Origin of the sequence: Halosimplex litoreum, assembly GCF_016065055.1 — an archaeon.
GTDB lineage: Archaea > Halobacteriota > Halobacteria > Halobacteriales > Haloarculaceae > Halosimplex > Halosimplex litoreum.
Map to the genome: position 1 here is coordinate 2,479,139 of NZ_CP065856.1, position 20,231 is coordinate 2,499,369.

The 20,231-nt window shown below is 60.2% G+C and carries 18 protein-coding genes, 1 tRNA gene and 2 pseudogenes; 6 read left to right on the forward strand and 15 right to left on the reverse strand.

From position 1 onward, the window contains the following. Positions 1–17: 17 nt before the first annotated feature. The 3 genes from I7X12_RS12300 to I7X12_RS12310 all read right to left on the reverse strand — a co-directional run bounded on the left by I7X12_RS12300 (position 18) and on the right by I7X12_RS12310 (position 2,971). Positions 18–866 carry an ABC transporter permease subunit gene (locus I7X12_RS12300; RefSeq protein ID WP_198060374.1) on the reverse strand — a complete coding sequence of 283 codons (849 nt, stop codon included), beginning with the start codon at positions 864–866 and terminating at the stop codon, positions 18–20. 46 nt (positions 867–912) lie between these two features. Further along, positions 913–1,839: an ABC transporter ATP-binding protein gene (locus I7X12_RS12305; RefSeq protein ID WP_198060375.1), complete on the reverse strand. Its 927-nt coding sequence runs from the start codon at positions 1,837–1,839 to the stop codon at positions 913–915. Between the two features lie 181 nt (positions 1,840–2,020). Further along, positions 2,021–2,971, reverse strand: a complete 951-nt coding sequence (locus I7X12_RS12310; RefSeq protein ID WP_198060376.1) for an ArsR/SmtB family transcription factor — start codon at positions 2,969–2,971, stop codon at positions 2,021–2,023. A gap of 237 nt (positions 2,972–3,208) precedes the next feature. On the opposite strand from I7X12_RS12310, the gene I7X12_RS12315 reads away from it, so the two are divergent. Next, entirely contained in the window at positions 3,209–3,364 is a 156-nt protein-coding gene (locus I7X12_RS12315) for a hypothetical protein (RefSeq protein WP_198060377.1), read from the forward strand. Positions 3,365–3,505: 141 nt separating this feature from the next. Next, a tRNA-His gene (locus I7X12_RS12320) sits at positions 3,506–3,577 on the forward strand. Between the two features lie 95 nt (positions 3,578–3,672). Here the strand turns inward: I7X12_RS12320 and I7X12_RS12325 are convergent. The 7 genes from I7X12_RS12325 to I7X12_RS12355 all read right to left on the reverse strand — a co-directional run bounded on the left by I7X12_RS12325 (position 3,673) and on the right by I7X12_RS12355 (position 12,791). Beyond that, complete coding sequence (locus I7X12_RS12325) at positions 3,673–4,371, reverse strand: HNH endonuclease (protein WP_232342815.1); 699 nt, start codon at positions 4,369–4,371, stop codon at positions 3,673–3,675. Between the two features lie 1,089 nt (positions 4,372–5,460). Further along, positions 5,461–7,443 (reverse strand): VirB4 family type IV secretion system protein, encoded by a 1,983-nt coding sequence (locus I7X12_RS12330; RefSeq protein ID WP_198060379.1) that lies wholly within the window; start codon positions 7,441–7,443, stop codon positions 5,461–5,463. After that, positions 7,440–8,456, reverse strand: coding sequence for a hypothetical protein (locus I7X12_RS12335; protein ID WP_198060380.1), 1,017 nt, complete (start codon positions 8,454–8,456; stop codon positions 7,440–7,442). The genes I7X12_RS12330 and I7X12_RS12335 overlap by 4 nt, the downstream gene beginning before the upstream one ends. A gap of 1 nt (position 8,457) precedes the next feature. Next, complete coding sequence (locus I7X12_RS12340) at positions 8,458–9,849, reverse strand: hypothetical protein (protein WP_198060381.1); 1,392 nt, start codon at positions 9,847–9,849, stop codon at positions 8,458–8,460. Continuing rightward, the gene (locus tag I7X12_RS12345) at positions 9,842–10,684 is read right to left on the reverse strand and encodes a twin-arginine translocation signal domain-containing protein (protein WP_198060382.1); all 843 of its coding nucleotides are present in this window, start codon (positions 10,682–10,684) and stop codon (positions 9,842–9,844) included. The genes I7X12_RS12340 and I7X12_RS12345 overlap by 8 nt, the downstream gene beginning before the upstream one ends. After that, positions 10,681–12,399, reverse strand: a complete 1,719-nt coding sequence (locus I7X12_RS12350) for a hypothetical protein (protein ID WP_198060383.1) — start codon at positions 12,397–12,399, stop codon at positions 10,681–10,683. The genes I7X12_RS12345 and I7X12_RS12350 overlap by 4 nt, the downstream gene beginning before the upstream one ends. Then, positions 12,387–12,791 (reverse strand): hypothetical protein, encoded by a 405-nt coding sequence (locus I7X12_RS12355; protein ID WP_198060384.1) that lies wholly within the window; start codon positions 12,789–12,791, stop codon positions 12,387–12,389. Before I7X12_RS12355 ends, I7X12_RS12350 begins: the two co-directional genes overlap by 13 nt. A gap of 508 nt (positions 12,792–13,299) precedes the next feature. Here I7X12_RS12355 and I7X12_RS12360 point away from each other — a divergent pair. Then, positions 13,300–13,485, forward strand: coding sequence for a DUF7557 family protein (locus I7X12_RS12360; RefSeq protein WP_198060385.1), 186 nt, complete (start codon positions 13,300–13,302; stop codon positions 13,483–13,485). A 62-nt stretch (positions 13,486–13,547) separates the two neighbouring features. On the opposite strand, the gene I7X12_RS20875 is transcribed toward I7X12_RS12360, so the two are convergent. The 3 genes from I7X12_RS20875 to I7X12_RS12370 all read right to left on the reverse strand — a co-directional run bounded on the left by I7X12_RS20875 (position 13,548) and on the right by I7X12_RS12370 (position 15,195). Continuing rightward, entirely contained in the window at positions 13,548–13,976 is a 429-nt protein-coding gene (locus I7X12_RS20875) for a hypothetical protein (protein ID WP_394355608.1), read from the reverse strand. Further along, on the reverse strand, positions 13,969–14,538 hold the full coding sequence (locus I7X12_RS12365) for a DUF7342 family protein (protein ID WP_198060386.1): 570 nt from the start codon (positions 14,536–14,538) through the stop codon (positions 13,969–13,971). Before I7X12_RS12365 ends, I7X12_RS20875 begins: the two co-directional genes overlap by 8 nt. A 273-nt stretch (positions 14,539–14,811) precedes the next feature. Then, positions 14,812–15,195 (reverse strand): helix-turn-helix domain-containing protein, encoded by a 384-nt coding sequence (locus tag I7X12_RS12370; RefSeq protein ID WP_198060387.1) that lies wholly within the window; start codon positions 15,193–15,195, stop codon positions 14,812–14,814. Positions 15,196–15,334: 139 nt separating this feature from the next. On the opposite strand from I7X12_RS12370, the gene I7X12_RS12375 reads away from it, so the two are divergent. Next, a complete protein-coding gene (locus I7X12_RS12375) occupies positions 15,335–15,619 on the forward strand; it encodes a hypothetical protein (RefSeq protein ID WP_198060388.1) in 285 nt (94 codons plus the stop codon). Between the two features lie 71 nt (positions 15,620–15,690). Here the strand turns inward: I7X12_RS12375 and I7X12_RS12380 are convergent, their stop codons facing one another. Then, positions 15,691–17,082: a copper amine oxidase gene (locus tag I7X12_RS12380; RefSeq protein WP_232342817.1), complete on the reverse strand. Its 1,392-nt coding sequence runs from the start codon at positions 17,080–17,082 to the stop codon at positions 15,691–15,693. Between the two features lie 626 nt (positions 17,083–17,708). Next, positions 17,709–17,843 (reverse strand): annotated as a pseudogene (locus I7X12_RS20880) (RNA-guided endonuclease InsQ/TnpB family protein); the annotation flags it as partial. A 182-nt stretch (positions 17,844–18,025) separates the two neighbouring features. On the opposite strand from I7X12_RS20880, the gene I7X12_RS12385 reads away from it, so the two are divergent. Together I7X12_RS12385 and I7X12_RS12390 are read left to right on the forward strand one after the other, a co-directional pair. Then, positions 18,026–19,249, forward strand: coding sequence for a Cdc6/Cdc18 family protein (locus I7X12_RS12385; protein WP_198060389.1), 1,224 nt, complete (start codon positions 18,026–18,028; stop codon positions 19,247–19,249). An 867-nt stretch (positions 19,250–20,116) separates the two neighbouring features. After that, a pseudogene (locus I7X12_RS12390) lies at positions 20,117–20,217 on the forward strand (IS6 family transposase); the annotation flags it as partial. Positions 20,218–20,231 lie beyond the last annotated feature (14 nt).

Genomic DNA, 20,231 nt, shown 5'->3' on the forward strand with positions numbered 1-20,231 from the left:
CTGATCGCCGAGGCCGCTCACAGGTCTGCGCTACTGAAGCGGGCGTAGCCGACCGCGAGTGGGACGACCAGCCAGACCGCGAGGACGACGAAGCCGATCTCGGGGACGGCGTAGAAGGCGTCGATGCCCGCGCCGGCGAACGTCTGCGTGGGGAGCGAGGCGGCCACGTCGGGCAACAGGGCGGTGAGGACGGCGGTGTAGGCCGTCGACGGCGGTACCTGCATGACGAGGAACGTCCAGTCGGGCATCTGCTGTGGGAGCGCGAAGCCGTTGGCGACGTAGACGACGCCGATCGGCACGACGTCCCAGAGGAACTCGAAGACGACGAAAAAACCGATGGCGAGCGTCGTCGCCCGCGAGGTCGACCCCGTCGTCGCCGAGATGCCGACGACGACCGAGACGTACACCGCGGTGAACAGCAGCGTCGCGACCAGGAAGAGGCCGACGGTCACCACGTCGAGCGACCCCAACATGGCGAAGGCGAAGCCGAAGCCGACGGCCAGGCCGATCGCCAGCGCCAGCGAGAGGACGGCCATACGCCCGAGGAGCTTGCCGAAGAGTACGTCCCGTCGCCGGTGGGGCAGCGCGAGCAGGAGTTTGACGCTCCCGATCTCCCGCTCGCCGGCGATCGCTTTGTAGCAGACGACGATGGCCGTCAGCGAGACGAACAGGCTGACGATCCCCGCCGTGAAGAAGACCAGCCCGCCGACCGACGGCTCGGCGCCCGGGCTGACCAGCTGGGGCAACTCGACGTAGGAGTAGGTGAGCGTCAGCGAGAGGACGACGAAGACGGCCAGCAGCGCCCACAGCGCCCGCGACTGGACGGCGTCGCGAAAGTCCTTCTTCGCGACGGCGAGGGTACTCATCGACTCGCCTCCAGGATGCAGTCGGCGACCCGCGGGCGGACGGGCGTCACTGTGGCACCTCCTGTTTCTCGGTCGTGTACTCGGCGAAGAGATCCTCCAGCGAGGACTCGTCGATCGCGAAGTCGCGGATCTCGACGCCGCGCTCGTCGAGGGCCTTCAGGATCTCGAACTTCGAGCCGTCGCGAGTCAGCGTCACTTCGAGTCGGTCGCCCTCCAGGGCCGCGCTCGTGACGTAGATGCGGTTGCGGATCGCCTCGGCGTCTTCGGCGTCGGCGCCGCCGACGTCGATGGTGAGCGTGGTGACCGTCTCGGTCTGGCCGCGCAGGCCGTCGATGGAGTCGACGGCGACGAGACGGCCGCGATTGATGATCGCCACGCGGTCGCAGATGGCCTCGACCTGCTCCATGATGTGACTGGAGAAGAAGACGGTCGTCCCGCGCTCGTTCTCCGCCCGGATGATCTCCCGCATCTGGCGGGCGCCGTTGGGGTCCAGCCCGGTCGACGGTTCGTCGAGGATCAACAGATCGGGGTCGCCCAGCAACGCCATCGCGAGGACGAGCCGCTGGCGCATCCCCTTGGAGTAGCCGCCGGCCTTCCGGTCGGCCGCCTCGGCGATCGACACCCGCTCCATGACATCGTCGATGTCCGCGCCGTCGAGGTCCTTCGAGTCGACGACGAACTGGAGGTGCTGGCGCCCAGTCAGCCGGTCGTAGACGTGGAACGCATCGGGGAGCACGCCGATCCGCTCTCGAACCCGCAGGCTGTCGGCCTGGGCGTCCAGTCCCATGACCGTCGCCGACCCCGACGTGGGCCGCACGAAATCGAGTAGGATGTCGATCGTCGTCGACTTCCCCGCGCCGTTCGGCCCTAAAAATCCGAATATCTCACCCTCCTGTACTTCGAGGTCGAGCCCGTCGACCGCCAGCACGTCGCCGTAGCGCTTGGTCAGCCCGTCGAGTTCGATCGCCGTCATCGGTCTCCGCCCTCCGCACCCGTCGTGTCGCCCGCGCTCGTTGTCCCGTTCACACCACTACTCTACTACCGGGTACGATAAGTATTATTGAATTATTTACATATAACGGATCGCTTACTCAAAGATATTTGAGCGGTATCAGCCCGTGACGACGCCGTACGCCGGGAGTATTGTGGGGTTGTCAGGGCGGCTCGAAATCGTCGACCGGCGTGACGGCGAACGAGTCGTCCATCGCGAGCGCGAGCGTGTCGCCCTCGAAGTCGAGCTCGAAGCGGGCGTCGACCGGGTCGGCCGAACGCACGTCGGTCGTCCATTCCTCGGAGACGAACAGTCCGAACAGCTCCCACAGGGGCGTCTCGGGCAGTGGGATCTCGTGGTCCCAGAGGAAGGCACTCGCCCGCGGGTGAAAGACCGCCGGGACTTCGATCGGGAGGTGGATCGTAAAGTCGCAGGTCCGACAGATAGCGGCGAAGGTGTACTGGCCCGCGTCGCCGGGTGTCTCGTGGCTCTCGTGGGCGTCGACGCGTCGGTCGACTCGCCCGAAACACTCCGGGCACACGTCGCCACGGATCAGGACGTAGGTGCTCCAGATCCGATAGCCGAAGCTCGCGACGACCTCGTCGGGCGAGCGCTCGCTCGCCTGGCTCCGCGGGAACGAGTCCGAGAGCAGCGTCCGGTCGCAGGCGCGACAGCTGACGACGAACCGCTCGTCGTCGAGACGCGCCCCCAGGTCGCTCGTGCCGCAGACGACGCAGGCGCCGGCGACTGCGATCGGGTCGAACGACGGTGTCGTCTCGTACAGTCCCGACCGGACGGCCCGGACGATCTTGTCGCCAGCGTAGGTGAGGCGATACCCCGCGTCGGTCTCGGCGACGAACGGCCCGACGAGCTTCGAGAGGTGATAGGAGAACTGCGACGTGTTCTCGACGGGGACGGCGTCGTACAGTTCCGAGAACGGGAGTTCGAGGCCATTGGTTTGGGTCGCCACCTCGCGGTCGCCCAGCGCGAGCAGGATCGCCAGGCGGTGTTCGTTGCCCAGCGCGCGCAGGGCGTCGACCTGCTCGTCGGCGGTCAGGTGACTCCCCGAGCGGTCGTCGCCGGCGTCTGTCCGGCCGCGGTCGTCCGGGCACATGCGACTTCTACCACGCAGGACAGCACCCGACTGGGTAAGCCTGTGTGGTAAGTCTCTGTTACGCCCAAGGGGGCTGCCCTTCGGACTCGTGAGCGAAGATCCGCGCGTGGTAACGTCGGGCCAACACCGCTCGCGATCTGCCCGGGGGGCTACACTCATAGCGTCGATCGACAGGGGGGGTGCAACAGACATAGCAACGATCCTTACCCCCACGTAGGTCGTTCCTACAATCGAGAGATGCACGAGCCCGACACGACCCGCACGGACGCCACCGAACAGCGCTACATCACCACCCAGTACGGCGACGGCGGCGAACAGATGACCCTCGTCCACGACACCGAGAACGAACAGGCCTGGATCCAGTCCGACTACGCGGTCGAAGCCACGCCGTAGGCCCGGACCTTCGGTCGACGACACCTCCACACGGATCTGCAGTTTCGACTCCCGACCGTGACCACCGTTCTCAGTCGGACCCGGGAGTCGTAACGTATTTCAATTCTACCCGGTTATCCCGATATGCCTCAACGAAGCGTGTCCGGGTTGGGGTAGTGGTTATCCTTCAGCCTTGTGGAGGCTGAGACGCGGGTTCGATTCTCGCACCCGGACTTTTCAGATATCTTACACTTCTAAAACACCCAGATGCGTCCATAGAGGCGATAGTGTTCCGGATGCTAACTAAATGAAAACATCTCTGATATGTTTTAAGCGGTGCCAGAGTTAGCGATCTTGGAGCGGAGTACGTCCTCCTCGATCGTGTCGAACTCGGCTTTTCGGTGGCAACTATTGCAGAGGGCAATCACGTTCGAGAGTTGGTGAGCGTCGGTGAGTTCGTGGTCGTTGGAGGTCACGAACCATCGAACCGGCGTGATATGATGGACATCGGGATTGCGGCCGAGTTCATCGTGAGTGGCACCACAGACCTGGCACGAATACTCGTCGCGTTCGAGTGCCGCCTCGCGTACCGAGTGCCAGCCCGGCCCGTACTCGACGTTGCCGCCGCCTTTCCAGTTCGGGTGACCGGAGCCGCGAAACGCCTCGGAAAGCCACTCACTTCGGCATGCTTCACTACAGAGGACCGTATCACTGATTTCACTCGGCCACCGTTCGACTGTCGTCTCACAGACGGCACAGGGAACGCGTTCTTTGCCACCGTTCCACTGTCCATTCGCCTCCGCAGTGACCTCAGGCGCCGATTGCCATTGGCCGGATTCAACGCACTCAGAACAGTACTTCCCTTCCTTCTCCGACGGATAGTATTCGAACTCGGTCGAGCACCGTCGACACGTCGCCGTCTCCAATTTGCCCTCGTAGTTGGGGTTATCGGCACCCGCAAACGAGACCGCAGCGTCTCTGCACTCAGGGCTACAGTAGACCTTCTCGTGTTCGGAGTGGAACTCCATTCCGCAGTGGCTACACTCTCGATTCGGAAGCGTTTCTCCGTGGACCTGACTGTGGTGGACACGCATCCCTCGCTCTGAGGAGAAGTCACGATCACAGGTCGGGCAAACTGCGTCACTCATTGCTGCCACCTGTGGACGGATTTCGAGCCCGATGTTCGGCACGACGAGCTACGAAACACTGAATTAGCGATACTACTCTGTGTCGTCTACCATTCGAATTCTTGAGATTCATTGTCGATATCAGACAGTTCGAGCACGCCCGCACCCCTCGGGGGGCGAGAAAAAATATCGCTGTATCAGCGCCTTCCCAAGGGGACAGTTACGCCCCAAGCGATAGTCGAAATTGCGAGTTCTCAGATCGGTCTATTTACTATTGGATTCCGATATCAACTCGCGACGACAGGCTTCGCTGCAGACGACACTGTCGTTCACGTTACTCGGGTAGCGCTCTACCGTCTCACCACAGATGTCACAGGCGAGCACTCGCTTCCCGCCTTTCCACTGTGGATTCTCTTCGCGACTGAGCGACGGTGTGGAGCGCCACTCGCCGGATTCGACACAGTCTGAACAGTACAGCCCTTCCTTCTCTGATGGATAATACTCGAATTCTGTTCCGCACCGCTCACAGTTGGTCGTCGCTTTCCCGGTTTGATCGTTTGCCTCACGTCGACAGCTTACGGAACAGTATTTCCGTTCAGCGTTTGCGTGGAATCGGTCTCCACATGCCTCGCATTCGTATTCGGGGAACGGACCATCGTGGCGATGATCGTAGTGGATCTTTAGCTGAGATTTTGCCTCGTAGACGCGGTCGCAGTCTGGACAGGTGTAGTCAGTCATTGGTATCACGAGCATCTCGAATGGGCCCGCACCCCTCGGGGGCACGACAAAACGAACCGTAGCTACACCCCGATAGATTGGCACAGTCCATTCGGGCAGCGCTGAGTCGTTTTCGTATATATATTTCAGGCCCTGTACAGACAGTCGACACCCACCAGAGATTCAGAACTGTTTGTCGATCACCTCTCCAGCGTCGATAGAATCTGCCCCCTGCACGAATGGCTGAGAACCAGTACTTCTGCAGCATAAGGATCACTCCGTCGGGTCGAGTGCTTCAACCTCAAACTCACTCGCCCGCACCCGCAACGGGAACCACCCCTCCTCGTCGATCCCAAGTAACGCCTCAGAGAACCCGTCCTCGTCGTTGCCGGCTTTCGCGGTCCGGATCCAGTTCACTTCGCGCTCACTGAGCCCGAACCACTCGGCCAGCTTGTCGGTCTCCTCTTGGACCCGATGAATGAGCGTCAACGAACAGAGATTCGCGATCGTCCGTGCCTCGGGCGTCAGCGCGAACTCACCCCCCGTCTGCGTGATGAAATGCAGCGACAGATCGTAGTGACGACTGTGCCGAACGGCCGTTTCCAGAAACTCCAGTGAGGTGGCGTCGTTCATCAGATAGTGCGCCTCGTCGATGGCGAAGACGACTCGCTTGTCCGTGCCCTTCGCGCGTTCGTAGACCGCGTTGAACAGCACCTGCATCATGAGACTCGTCTCCGAGCGACCCGTGGCGCCCTCTTCCTGGTGGAGGTCCAGATACAGCACCGACGAATCGAGGTCGAACTCCGTCCGCTGGGCGAGATTCGCGAGGTCGCCACCCTCGCGGAAGGATGGCCGAAGGTCGGTCAGCAATGTCTGGGCGTCACGTTCGACTTGCTCCTGTTCGCCATCGGTCGCGTAGCCGAACTCCGCGGGGTTCTCCAAGAGATCTTCGAGCACGGCGATCACGTCACGAACCGTCGGCGACTGCCGTCCGTGCGTCGAGGGGTCTCGCGAGATCCCCTGGCGTTCGTAGGCCTCCTGGATCGCCCGTCGGAGTGTCTGTTTGCGGTCGGCGAGTGGGTTCGACGCGACGTGTTCGAAGAACGTCTCGAAGAAGGTGAGCACCCAGGAGATCTGCTCGGACCACGGGTCCAGATCGGGCACGTCCTGTAGCACCTCCGTCGGCGTCACCCGAATTTCGAGCGGGTTGAATCCACGGGTCCCGCCGACCGTGATGCGCTCGCCACCGAGCGCCTCGTTCACGCCGGCGAAGCCCTCCAGCGGGTCGAGCATGATGACGACCGTGTCTTTGTCGTACATCGCCCGCCGCAGCAACTGCAGTTTCGTCGAGAAGGACTTCCCGGCGCCGAGTTGCCCGATGACCATCGTACAGTAGCCCGTCTCGCGTTCGAACCGATCGAGAATGAGCGGGCTCTCGTTCAACGCGTAGGTTCCGTATTCGATCCCAGGCTCGGCGAACGCTCCGGCGACGAAGGGGAACATGGCGCCGACAGCGCCGGCGAGCATCGGCGTGGTCGTATCCATCGACTCGTCGAGTTTGTCGACGCCGACGGGGCTCCCCGAGATGAACGAATCGAGCTGTGTCCATCGTGGCATCACCGGCGTGAGATTCGTCGGCGACTCACGGGCCGCACTCCTCACGCCGTCGACGTTCAGCTCCTCCGGTGACTCGCCCTGGACGGCGAGATACATCGAGACGTCGAAGGCCGACATCGACGTGTTTCGGAGTGCGTCGTACAGCGCCTGATAATCCTGCAGGTCTTTCTCGACGCCACGGGCACCAGCCCGGCGTTTCTCTTCGAGGTACTCCCGGTCGGCCTCCAAGTCCTCGATGGTGTTTTCGAGCGTGTCCAGCGTCGCGGCCGTATCCCGCGGCGAGAGATGGAGACTGATGTCCGTCTGTCGCGTCGCCGCAGTCGAGTAGAGCGTCTCGAAAAGGCCGTCTCGCGGGGAGTCCGGATACTCCCCGACCAGCAGGGTCTGAGTCCACTGGGCGTCCGTCCGGACAGCAGTGGGCCCACGTTCGATGCTCGACGGCGTGAGGACCGTCTGGTGGGTGTCCGCGACATCGGGGATGGTTCCACCGCCAGTGGCCGCGGCCGGGTCGTACGTGACGCTGACGCCGTCTGTCGGTCCGTCCTGTTGCTGTCCATCGTCGGCTGTCTGATCCGTCGTCTCGTCGTCCGCGGACTCCTCGTTTCGAGTCGGGAGGATCGATAACAGCGAGCCGATCATCGCTCTGGCCCCCCGACGATGCCACGGGTACGAAGCACCTTCTCCAGGTCGCCGTAGGCCTGTGAGCCGTCGCTCCAGTACTCGCCGACCACTTCCGTCGCCGCTGTCCCGTCGATACGGTGGGCGGTACAGCCCTCGATACTCCGGAGGCCGGCCCGAACCTGATCGAGGCGGTCGTCGAGTTCCGCGAGCAGTGCCTCGCGTTCGACCGCTTCTCGCGGGCCGTAGAGTTCGCGGACGATCGCGCCGAGGACGGGCAGGCTGGCGAGTTGCTGTGCGAGACTCGCCTCGTCGAACTGGACTTCCACGGGCGCGACGGGGACGACGACGTAGTGGTCGCGGATGGTCATCCGCCGGTCGTGGAGTTCGGTCTCGTACCACTCGAGATAGTTCTCGATGAGCGCTTCCAGGTGGGGATTGGCCTCGACGTCGGGATCGTCGAGCCGGGATTCGTATCGACCGAGGTGCTCGTCGACGGGAAACGGCTGTGTCGTCGAGTAGATCTGGATGGGGAACGCGACGGTCGTGTTCAGGAAGTCCTGGAAGCTCTCGGCCTTCTGTGCCCACTCTGCCTGGGTCGCCAGCGCCATCGTCGGTGGAATCACCTGGACGAGGCCGATCATCGCGCCGTCCGTGCGCTCGATGGCGTCGCGGTCGGGATACACCCGCTCGACCTGGGTGTATTCCTTGGCGGCCTCGTGGTCGATCTGTTCGGAGCGACTGTGGAAGGTAACCATCGAGGTGACCCAGTCGGCGCTGGTCGTGTACGCCGGCGTCAGGTAGACAAAGAGTGCGCCGAGGCCGATCAGCACGCCCGCGAGCGGGAGTGCGAGTGTCTGGACCCGATAGCCCTGGATGGTCATCCCCGCGGGGAGCAGCACCTGGACACAGAGGACGACGACCACCCCAGGGAACAGTGCGACGGCTAGGTCGGTCATCGTGTAGTTGCCGAATAGTTTCGTGTCGGTACCGAGCGATTTCGGGATGCGTTTTGCGGGATTGCGGTCGTCCATCTTAGCGAATGTATCGGGGTTCGTCGTCGATCGCGGCGCGATCGCGGTCGGTGCTCGTATCGTCGGTTCTAGAGGGGTCACGGAGTGCGCCAAAATCCTGGGCGCGGCTGTCGGCCGACTGGCTCGCGGACTCTTCGTCGGAGGCGTCGTCAGTGGATTTTGTAGTACTGCTCGACTGCGTTGGAGTACTGTCCGACGAGCCGGTGTCTGCGCTGGCAGTCGTACTGGATGGCCGTGCCAGCGCCCCCCGGAGTCGCGACCCTGCGTCGTTGAGTCGCGACCCTGCGGCGTGGGCTCGGGACTCTCCGGAGCCGAACACCGCCTGGCCGTCGGGCTTGAGTGCGGCCTTACCCTGTGTCCCGCGAGAGAAATTCCGTCCGCCGTGGGCGACAGTTCCGGCACGGTTTTTCGCCCCGCCCATTCGTGACTGAGCACGTCGCGTCGAGGCGTGTCGGGACGCGCTCTGGGCCATGAAGAAGATCGACCCGGCCTGCCAGAACAGGACGAACGGCGAGACGATCGCGACGATTGGGATGATGAGGGCAGTAAGCCACAGTCCGAGCCCCTCTACCGAGAAGCCGAAGTTCTCCCCGAGAATCTGCCCGAGGCGGAAGAGAAGTGCGACCGGAATCGTCATGAAGAGGAACGGAACGTAGAATCCGGCCATTCGCTTCATGAACTTCGAGACGAGGCTAAAGGGTCCGACCCCAGGAATCCAGAGTGCGATCAGGATCGGCATCAGGAGCGTGAAGAGGTAGAGGACCACTTCGCGGATGAAGTAGATGAGGATGACAAGCGCGATCAAGAAGAAATCTACCGAGAGGGTGATTGCCGTCACCAGCGCACCGACTCCAGAGACAGACAGCGTCTCGAAGAGCGTGATATTCGATAGGTCTGGAGCAAGAAATATAGCCAGTTCATTCGTGAACTGACGCGCAAACGCATCCATCCACCACCATGCGAGAATGCCCAAAAGTCCAGCGAAGGCACGACGCTTCAATTTCGTACGATGGTAGCTACTGAAGAGGTAACTCGTCGATTCGAGGAAAATGACGATGCCTACAGAGAGGGCCCATAGTAGCAGTGCAAGGGGTGTGAGTACATCCCAGAAATAGCCATAGATACTTGTCCATGGGTTGTTCGTTGGAGCGACAAACACAGCATTCGGATGAGGGGTCCCGATGGCGACGCTCAGGGCACTATTCGCGTTGTTCTGAACTACTGTCTTGAGAGGATCAAAGAGAACTCTGAGGGCGTTCTTGATCGCCCAGACGATGGTGTTACCAAGTGCGCCGCCACCGTCCCCGTCACTCTGAGCACTAACAGACCCTATTGCAAACTGGAGGGCAATACAGACACTCAGTATCGAGGTCCAGTACGATCGATTACTCATCGGGATCGCTCGCCTCACGGGGTTCTATTTGGATGTCGCTGCAGGTTCCGCGGAAGTTTGCGCGGACAGGCTCTCCATCAAGAACCGCTCGGAGTTCGCGTTGCCCGTTCTCACCGATTCCAGTGGAAACGATCGCGGTTAGATTGACCTCTAAACCGTTGCAGTGGTCGTCCTTCGAGAGGAGTAGCGGCGAGCGTATTCCCCGAAATACCGTCGAGTCTCCCGGTTGTAATATCACATCGTCCGCTGATTGCGGCTTTTCGAGATTCAGTAGAGGCGTTGATCTAGCGTAGTCAGTCGTGGGGATACGGTTGGCTGCCGAACGGGGTGCATTCTCGTATCCGACGTAGTAGACCCAGGTCGGGCCGGTTCCGGTATTCTCCACAGTGACGAGGAGATTCGCGCGGTTCGATGGCGTTGGCCGCCCACCAGTGTAGGGCTCGACGTTGGTAATCTCTAATTCGGGGGTCAACGGAATCGTCGTCGAGCCAACCTCCTCACCGTCTTCGACAGCAACCAGCGTGTGCTCGCCAGGCGTGTAGTGCCACCCCCGCCGATAATCGAACAGACCAAGCTCGACTGTCGTCGCGCCCGTCGCGACCTGTGACGACTGGAATATCGATCCAGACGAATCGATCAGGTTGACCGTCGATACATCGTGGTCCTCTCGGAGCGTGACCCTGAGCGAGTTCCCCGAAACCGAGGTGTCCCGGAAGACGGACTCCGGGGTAGCAGTCCCGGCTGAATTGCCACCCGAACACCCGGCCAGTCCGGCTGCGGCGACTGCAAGCCCACCCTTGAGAAATCGCCGACGGGAGCGCTCCGTACCCGTCATAGTCCCCTCCACGGTGGCCACACAGCCAGACCAGTAATCCGGTCGATGAGGAACACGGCGAGCAAGAACAGCCCGACGGGCACGCCAGCCCGGTAGATCGAAGTAACGACTCCGAGTACCGTCCCCTGGACGGAGACCGTGTCCGAATCACCGACGTGGGCCGTCTGTCGAAGCCACCACTCCGTCGGCTCGAAGCGGGCGTCGATCGCACCGGCTGGCCGGTCGATCGTCGTCGTGACCGTCCCATCTCTGCCCGTCTGGACGCGCTCGCCAGCGAGACGAACGTAACCCCCACTGTGGTCCGTCTCGATCGGCTCGCCCGTCTCCTCGTCCCGCAACGAGACATGGACGGTCGCCGTCCGGTCGGTCGTGTTCAGGACGGTGAGCGTGAGGTTGCTCCGGTGGATGGGTACCTCCTCGAACGTGCGCGAGTCGACGTCGGTGTGAGCACCGCGGACCAACCCACGAGCGGTCACGTCCGACACGCTCCGGTTGGGTGTCTCGAAGCGCGTCATTAGATTGTAGCTCGTCCGGTAGGGCCGTTCGAGCACGTCCAGGTTGACCGACCTGGGGAGCGTGGGTGGCCGTTGCTGGCGACCGTTCACGCGAAGGATCGAGACGGTATCGGCTGGCGAAGCGGTCGGCCCGGTCTCGATCGGGTAGGCCGACACCTGCAGCGGGTGCATCGGTGAGTGTTCGGTCGCCGCGTCGTCGGCCGTCGACGTGACCAGCCGATCCCAGCTGGGATCGCGAGCGGAGTAGAATCGCCACACGCCGTTGACCTGCCCCTCAGGGAGAGAGTAGCCCAGCCAGGGCGCGGTCTTGAACATGGCCAGCCCGAGGTCGCCGTCGGGATAGCGGGCGTAGAATCCGAACACGTCCAGCGCGTACTCGCGCACCGACCGCGAGTCGGTCACGGTGAGATTCTCCGTCACGGTGGTCGTCTGCTCCGGCGCCCACGCCGTGCAGTTGCCCGCGCCGGTGGCGTTGGTACACCAGGTGTACGTTCGCTCCAGCGCGACCGAGAGATTCGCCTGGACGGTGAGCGTGTGATTCAGCCCGCGGTCGTCGGACAGGTCGTATGCCAAGTGTGGCGTTCGCGTCTCGCTCGATTTGGCTTCGCGCTCGCCGTCGACGAAGAGCTGTATTTGCGTGACGTTGTGCGACGCCAGCGCCCACCGTTCTCGCTCCGTCTCGGTCGTAGCGTTCCCTGGGACACGAAGTCGATAATCGAGCGTCGCGAGCATGGCACCCTCCGAGGCGACGTAGTAGGGCTGGCGCTCGGGCGTGAGACGGGCATCGGTCGACGGCTGGGTGGTGAAGACCTCGGTGTACGCATCGCGGATGTACGTCCCGTCACGTAACGTCGCACCCGGTGGGTGGACCGATTCGTCGCGCTGAAAGCCCGGCAACCGATCGAGTTGTGCGCGGTTTCGCCGCTCGATAGCTTTCGGTGGCCGGTTGAACGGGATGTCCGTCGTGGCCGCCAGCGCGTTCGTCGGCGACCCCGTCTGGTTGCGGAGCGCGGAACCGTTGATCGTGTCGCGGTCCCGAGACCAGAGACTCCGATTGTCGCCGTGGTGATAGTCGTCGTCCGGGCCGAACGCGCTGGTATCGAGCGGGCGGGCGACCGACTGGGTCGCGACGAGCGCGCTCGTCGCCAGCAGGAGCGCTACTGCGACGCCGGCGCCGAGCGAGCGACTTAGAAGCTGCAACTGGCGCCCCCTGCCACGACGGACGTGAGCAGGAACTGCAGGATGGTCGTCCCCAGCGGTGCGACGATGACGCCCCAGACGACTGCCTGAACGCGCATCGATTTGAGTTCCTTCTTCGTATCGGCACGCCGGATCACCGGGATCGCGACGGTCGTCCCGAGCGCGACCAGCCCGCCGATGAGCGGGCCACCGAACTGGATGAGCGTGAAGAGATTCCGGACCGTCGTCGCCATGTCCGTCTGGCAGAAGCTACTGCCGACACCGGTGCCGTTCGGCGCTGCTGTCGCCGTCTGTGCGGCCGCCGGTTCGACCAGCACGAGAGCGAGTCCCCCAACAGCGAGTGCGAGCCACGAGAGTGTCGGTGCGAACCCGGCAACGGCACTGCGAAGCATACCTGACTGATCCTCCTGCGCGAAATCTGCCTGCGGCGTATCGTCGTTCATGGATATAGCTGGCGCTCGATGTGCCGAATCACACCCTCTCAGTGGGGCGAACGGCGCGAAACGAGCGACCTACTTCAGATCGCCCCGTGCCGTTGTAAATATCTTCGCTATTGGCCATGAAAATAGTAGTATTAGACATCAATTCTCGATAACTGTGGATATTCGTCGACTGCGTATCGGCTACTCAATGATACATACAGTTACTATCCAGTTGCTAACGGAGCTGCGAGACAGGTCGAACTCGCCGGATGATTCCCGTGGCGGGATTCCCGCGTCTTCAGGCGCGGGAGGTTGTCGATCAGGCACCCTTCCCGTTCTAAGCAGGGGTGGCTGACTGAGCAGCTGCCGACCAGGCTTCATCAGCAGAATCGGTTGTTAGAGGCGAATCAGCCACTTTCAGGCGCTGCCGACACTGGCCAGCGAAACATGTACTCCCCTCGAATACGTCGAATACAACATGAGCTCGTCCATCCGGATTTCCGACGAAACGAAACGGAAACTCGAGCTGGTGAAACAAGATGACGAGACGTACGATGAGTTGCTCGCCCGCCTCGCGACGACGGAGAAGGATCTGGAAGAGAGAGGTGGCTTCGCTGATGACGGTGTCGTCGAAGATATGGCTCGCGCTCGTGAGGAGATTTGACTTCCTCCCACGCCTAACCCCACTTCCTCAAGGAACGACCGAAGGGAGTAGGGTAGGGCAGCTCACTCCCAGAATGCTTGCACTCGCTCATCCAGATCATCTAATATGTGTGTGAGAACAGCCCGCCAGTCGGCCTCGTATGAAACATTCTCGCCAGGAGTGTCCGCATCTGGCGGCGGATGAAAGTGGGCTCGTGTATTGTGGTCATCTGGGTGTCTGTCCCAGCGACATTCCCACTTCGATCCGTCCTGATACTGCTCTGAATAGTGGATCGAAAAGTCGTCTGTCTCGAACCATCGAATCCGTAAGTATGCCCGGTCGATAGCTGCTGGAAAGTACCCGCTATCGTAGTCTGCGACGACTGCGTTTGGCGCTGCTGACGGTCGTTCCTGAGTATCTTCGAACCGCTCACTCGCTGATAATCGACGCCCAATCCGCTGTAACACGGTAGCATCAATTGGGCCAGTCGCTGCGGCCGAGTCCTCAGGCATCGATTCGTCCGTCGCTCGCACCTGAGGCATGCATCTCTCGTCGCGCCGCATCGAATAACGTTGCCCGTCGTTCGAGCGTCTGCCAGTCGCTTAGCGCCTTCCAGGTCGCTTCGACCGACGTACCGTCCTCGGCGTCGACCAGGGATACGTCCGCAGGGGTTTCAGCATCGAACCGCTCTCGGTAGTCCGCAATCTGGTCCATCGTCTCCGAGAGCACTTCGACGATCTCGTCGTCCGAGTACTTCTCACGGATCTGCTCGATTCGTCGCCACCGCCAGTACGAGTCGTTGCGCTCGTACCGGACTGGCCGGCCGGCTCTCTCACGCACCATCCCCATCTCGGTGAACCACCCGAGGTAATCCCGGGCCGTCTCGGTATCACATCCCGCTCGCTCGGCTATCGTCGAAACCTTCGCGGGCTCACGGAGCAAGAGAATCACGTCCAGCATTCGCTCCCGGATTGGGCCGCCTTTCAGCACCGCTTCGGGGTCGTCCCACTCGGAGAAGTCGGGCGGTTCCTCGTCTGCATCGCGAATGTCATCCCGCGTGTCGGTCAGGTCCATACGAGGTCACCGTGCTATGCATGCTATGCGCCATGCTGTAATATATTTGCTGGTGCGGAATTATATCAGCAGCTGTCTTCACCGTCGACCATCTGTCGGACACACTGCCGCGTATTTGGTATAAACTCTCAAGGGTGGTGGGGAGTCAGTTCGTGATCGCCTGGGGATTGCTTCGAACAGTGTCGGATTCCTCCCACGGCTCAAGCCGTGGACATCCTCCTTGCACCTTTGTGACTGCCACTTCTGTGTACTGGAGAGATAAAAGGAGGCCAATTAGGGGAGGGGGTTATTTTGATCGTCCAGTTCGCCGGCCTGTTCCTTGTCTCCGAGATGGGTCAGTAGCTCCCACTCGAATTTGGCGAAGGCTTCATTGGCATCGTTCTCTGTGTTGAGGGCATACATTTGGCTGTTGCCGACGCGACGGGTTTCTTCAATGAGTCCCCATCCCTTGAGGGTGTCCAGATATTTGTAGACTGTATCGCGCTTGAGGTTGGCGTAATCGGCGATCTCTGTCACATTGAAGTCCATCTCTGGGTTGCCAACGAAGGTAGCCAGAATCTTCGTTTTGGGGTGGTCACCAAGGACGGAGACCAGCACATGCTCGTCAGTAACGTGTGCCTCGTCGCTTGGGTCTTCGGGCTTGGTGTCCGTGGCCATCTTGTTCCAGGGTATGAAGAGTGAGGTTAAAAATGTGTCTATAGTTGGGGCTTGACTAACCCATTTGATGGGCAGTGCTGTCCATGCTGATGGGCAGACTTATTATAGAATGGAAAGTAGACGGTAAGTGAGGTGAGACATGGAAGACGAGGAAATAGAACTCGCGATCAAGATGGTGGAGTATCTCGTGAAAAACAAAGTCACTGGAAACCACAAGAAGCAGGTGGATACGGTCATCAACAAATCTGGACTCCCGGTTCACGCGAAGGGCGATGCCCGAGATGTTCTAGAGGAGATAGCCACGTCTCCGCCGCCGATTGAGATGTATGGGGGCGGGCATCGGCAAAACGTCCGTCTTACATCTATCCAAGATGGTGTCGAATTCATCGAGGAGAACGGCGGCGACCCTCCTTGGGGTTTCTAACTGACTTGAACTCGGCTTTTTATTCGTGTTCTCGAATATCCGCGATTGCATCCATCGTCTCGTGGGAGTGATCAATCGCCGTTTGGTGTCCGGTACTCGCTCGTCATCGAGTCGTGGATCGACCCGTCGAGTAGCACTGAGACCTCGACCCGTTGTTTCGTGTCGTCCGGTGGGACCGCACTGACCGAGAGCTCTGTATCGCCCCCGACAGGGATCGTCTGGGGATCACTTTCGGCCGTCGTCAGCGTGTTCTGCTGGCCGTCCTGAAACTGAACACGCAATTGCGCTGTCTCCGCGACTGCATCGCCGACGTTCTTCAGCCCGCCGTTTACCGTGACGCCACCCTTCGGGGAGACCTGAACCCCGTAGGAGAATACGAGTACCGGATGGCTCCGGATCGAGATGACCTCCGGCGAGTGACCCTGAACCTGTTCGGGAGCCTCTCCGACTGTCCAGCCGGTATCGGTCGTTTCGACGTAGTAGTAGCGCTGTCCGTTGTGCGTGACTGACGATCCCTGGATATCGTCTTCACCCGCTATCCCCAGGGCCATGTGCTGGGCATCGTAGAATGCCAGTAGGACCGCGCCGTAGCCGAACTGCTCGAGCATCGATGCAAGGAGAATACACGTGTCTTCGCAGTCGCCGCCTTTGTCGAGCAGCGTTTCGGTGGGGTATTTTGGATACTCGTTGTAGCCCGTGCTCACCTCGTCCGTGCTGTATTCGAGGTGCTGCACGAATCCCATCATGTGGTTGATTATTTCGCGGTCAGAGAGGCCGTTCTCGTTGCCATACGTTTCGAACTCGGAGACGATCGACTGGATATACGAATCGTCGTACGAGTCCGAGACGTAGGCGCCGTAGTTTCGCGTCCGCGTTCGGTTGGCATAGTACGAGGACAGCACCTCCGGCACCTGGATCGTGAGGTTCGTCTTCCGAGAGCCGACATCCTGCGTGAAGGTTTTCTGGATAGATCCGCTCTGCTCGAGATTCGGGTCGGTGCTCCCGCTGAGCCCGTTCAAGAACATCGGGAAGCTGGGCTCTTCCTGGGTCCCGACCATGTGGTCGCCGAACGATTTGGTCTGTTCGAGATCCAGCGACGTCTCCAGTGGATAGCCCGCGATGAGCATTCGTCCGCCTTCGATCGGGCCGTACTCGGTGTCCGGCCCAGCAATGGTGTGGGTGCCGCTGGAGGTGAGCGTGACCATGGGATCGCTGGAGGGCGTCCCCTTCATGATGTGGACTTCATCGAGGCTATCGAGTTCGACGGTGACTGTCAGCCGGTAGGCCGTTCCCTCGAGCCACTCCTCCGTCCAGCTAATGCTTGGACTCGGTTCAGGTGTCGCAGTCGACGGCGCCGATTCGGTCGCGGGGTTGGTGCTGTTGGATTCATCGGCCGGACACCCAGCACTCGCCGTCAGGGCGGCGAGGCCAGCTACCGATCGGAGGTACGTACGGCGGTCCATTTGAAATATAAACCAATTCTAATCGACAATTGACTTTAATCTACTTGTCGAAACCATGCTTTCCGGAGGCAGATGGTCGGATATCGCTTCTAGTACAGTCGGTCACACTGAGTGGAGGAAGCTCTCTCGGACACACGTTGCTGACTGCCTCCCTGAGAACGTCCTGAAAGTGAATGCCAATCTTCCGGTTTCGGCGGTTGATAACTATGATTTTCACTCGGAGTCAGGGGTGTGTGCTCTCACGAGACTAGTACGCAGTGTCGTTTGCTTCACTCGGATCGAGGAGTGTCTCGTCCGCCACTTATACAGGAGTCTTTCAAACGAACATCCCCACCCCTCGATCCGAGTGTATCGAACTGACCGGCCCAGTAGATCTCCGATAGAACTGTTCACTTACCTGGCGAAAACGGTCTTCCCAGTAAGAGATTCTTTGTGTGATAGACCAATATCTGGTATCCACGCCAAATGGATCCGACTGAATCCGGACTCCACTCGCTAATCTGATTGGGAACGTATTGAATAATAGATATTGACGCGAGTTGCTGAGCACACACCCCTGGATCCGAGTGAAACGCCACAGGATATCCCCCTCTGCATGAACACGGGTAAACTCCGAGGTCGGGGTATTAGGGTTTGCAGTCTACCACTTGTCCTCTTGGTGAGAATCCGTGGGACAAGTCCTGAACAGAGACTTCGGGCTGTGCCAACCAGCCGGTACTTCGATACCCACCCAGATCTGGTGTAGACTCGGAATTGTTTCGAATGAATCCCACTCACCGAGATGCCGATACACTCGGATCGAGGGGTGTGACGAATTTGTAACATCAAAAACCGGCTATTCACGGTCGATACGCCATAATGCTCGAGAATAGCTGTCAAATATGCTATTTCACTCGGATTCGGGTTCCACAGATTTATTACGAAACGTATGGAAATAATATCTATGACGCAGTCAAATCAGATCGACGATGACGAGCTTTTCGACACGGGCGACATCTACGCGAATCGCGAGCTCGTCACCGTCGGGTACGTCCCGGACGAGAACCGAATCGTGGGACGACAAGAGGAGATGCGGAAGGTGGGCCAAGCACTTGGCCCCGGTGTCGAGGGGGGCCCGCCCAAGAATTTGATCATCTACGGGAAGACCGGTGCAGGAAAGTCTCTCGTCGCGAAGCACGTCGCACAGCGTGCTGAACGGCGAGCCCGTGATAATGGGATACATTTCGTAACCTGCTACGTCGACTGCTCGAACGCAGACACAGAGACGCGTGTTGCACGCGAAATGGCATTTTCCATCCGGGACGAACTCAGTCCGTCGATGGAGATCCCGATGAACGGGATCGGTGCAGCGGAGTACTACCGGTATCTGTGGTCCCTGCTCGATGACCAGGATGTCTTCGTGGTCATTCTCGACGAGGTGGATAAGCTCCAGGAAGACGATGTCCTCATGCAACTGTCGCGTGCCCAGGAGTCGGGCAAAACAGACGCCCACGTCGGCGTGCTCTCGGTAAGCAACAAGATCGAGTATCGCGACCGGCTCAACAAGCGGATCGACTCCAGCCTCCAGGACCGTGAACACGTGTTCGATCCCTACGATGCAGACGAACTCCGGTCGATTCTCAATAACCGCCAGGATGCGTTCAAAGACGGCGTTCTTGAAGACGGTGTGATCGAACTCACCGCCGCCCTGTCGGCACAGGAACACGGAGATGCTCGGAAAGCGATCGACATTCTTCAGGAGGCCGGAGAACTCGCAGTACAGGAAAACGCAACTACGATCACGGAGACTCACGTCCGAGCGGCAAAGGAACGCGCCGAGATCAACCGGTTCAAGGAACTCATCAGCGGGACGACGACACACGTCAAATACACCCTTCGGGCCCTCGCGCTACTCACGCAAGATACACGAACAGACGACACGACCGCCGCTGAGGACTGGTTCCGGACAAACGAAATCTATGCGTTCTACCGGGATATCGTCGAGCACGAGGGACACAACCCGCTCAAGAAAGACAGCGTCTATCGGATCCTCGATGAACAGTCATTTCTCGGTATCACCGAGTCTCGACACACCGGTGGGGGGAAGGGTCAAGGGAGCTACCTCGAACACACGTTACTGACCGACCCCGGGATTGTCCTCGAAGCAGTTGCCGATATTCAGGACTAGGCGGCGGACACTCGTGATTTTCACTCGGACCGGGGGGTGTGTGTCCTCACGGAGCTAGTCGGTGGTATCGTGTTTTTCACTCGGACTCAGGGGTGTGTCTGGCGCCCGCTTCATTGGGATCAAGGGGCGTATCTGTTGTCTGTTTCACTCGGATCGTGGGGTGTGTGGCTACGGGTTCCCATTTTCTGCCTGAGAATACGAGTCGTACTGTGCGTCGATCGGTCTTGTGCACAACTGCGGACAGGCCTTATCCTTACATCGAGGCGTCTAAGTGACACTCTTATCAGATACGCCCCTTCGTGACCGAAGCGGTTGTGGCGCGCGGCATCCAGATGCTGGACGAGCAGTACCGCGACGAGATGCCTCGGTAGCGACGACGCCCAATCCAAGTATATCGACGGGAAAAAGGCCCCACGTTCGTCAACGAACTTCGGACATCGACGCTACTTCGAACTCTCGTGAAATGTGGGGGGGGCCCCCTCCCTTCAGGTTGCACCCTATTTTGGAACTCTCGTGTATCCCTCAACAACGAACTAAATATGAATTTCAAGCGGCGCCTAGAACACTGTCTCGTAGGAATTGGCTGATTCAAACCATTAGAATTCACCGGATAGACCGCTTCCTTCTACGGAGTACTTGGCCTTGTTTAGACGCCGAATTTCGGGATTTCGAGAGCCTGAAACCCGATCAGGAGTGAATCGACATTATCGGTTCGGCTCGTCCGATCGGTTTGACCGACTTATTTGCCCGGCTGTTGCAACCGGTCCAGGCTGATCAGACTGATCTCGGCTCTAACCTTCGATACTCGCTGACTCTCTCTCCTCGCAACCTCCGAAACAGCGCTCTCAACCGCTCGTACGAGCGTCTAAACACGTTGACTCGTTCTCAAATCGCTTCAGTCACGTCGTCCAGCAACCGCCGACGATTGGCTTAGATCGTTCGCCTTCGCGTGGAATCGTCTTATCTGAACACTACCCTGAAC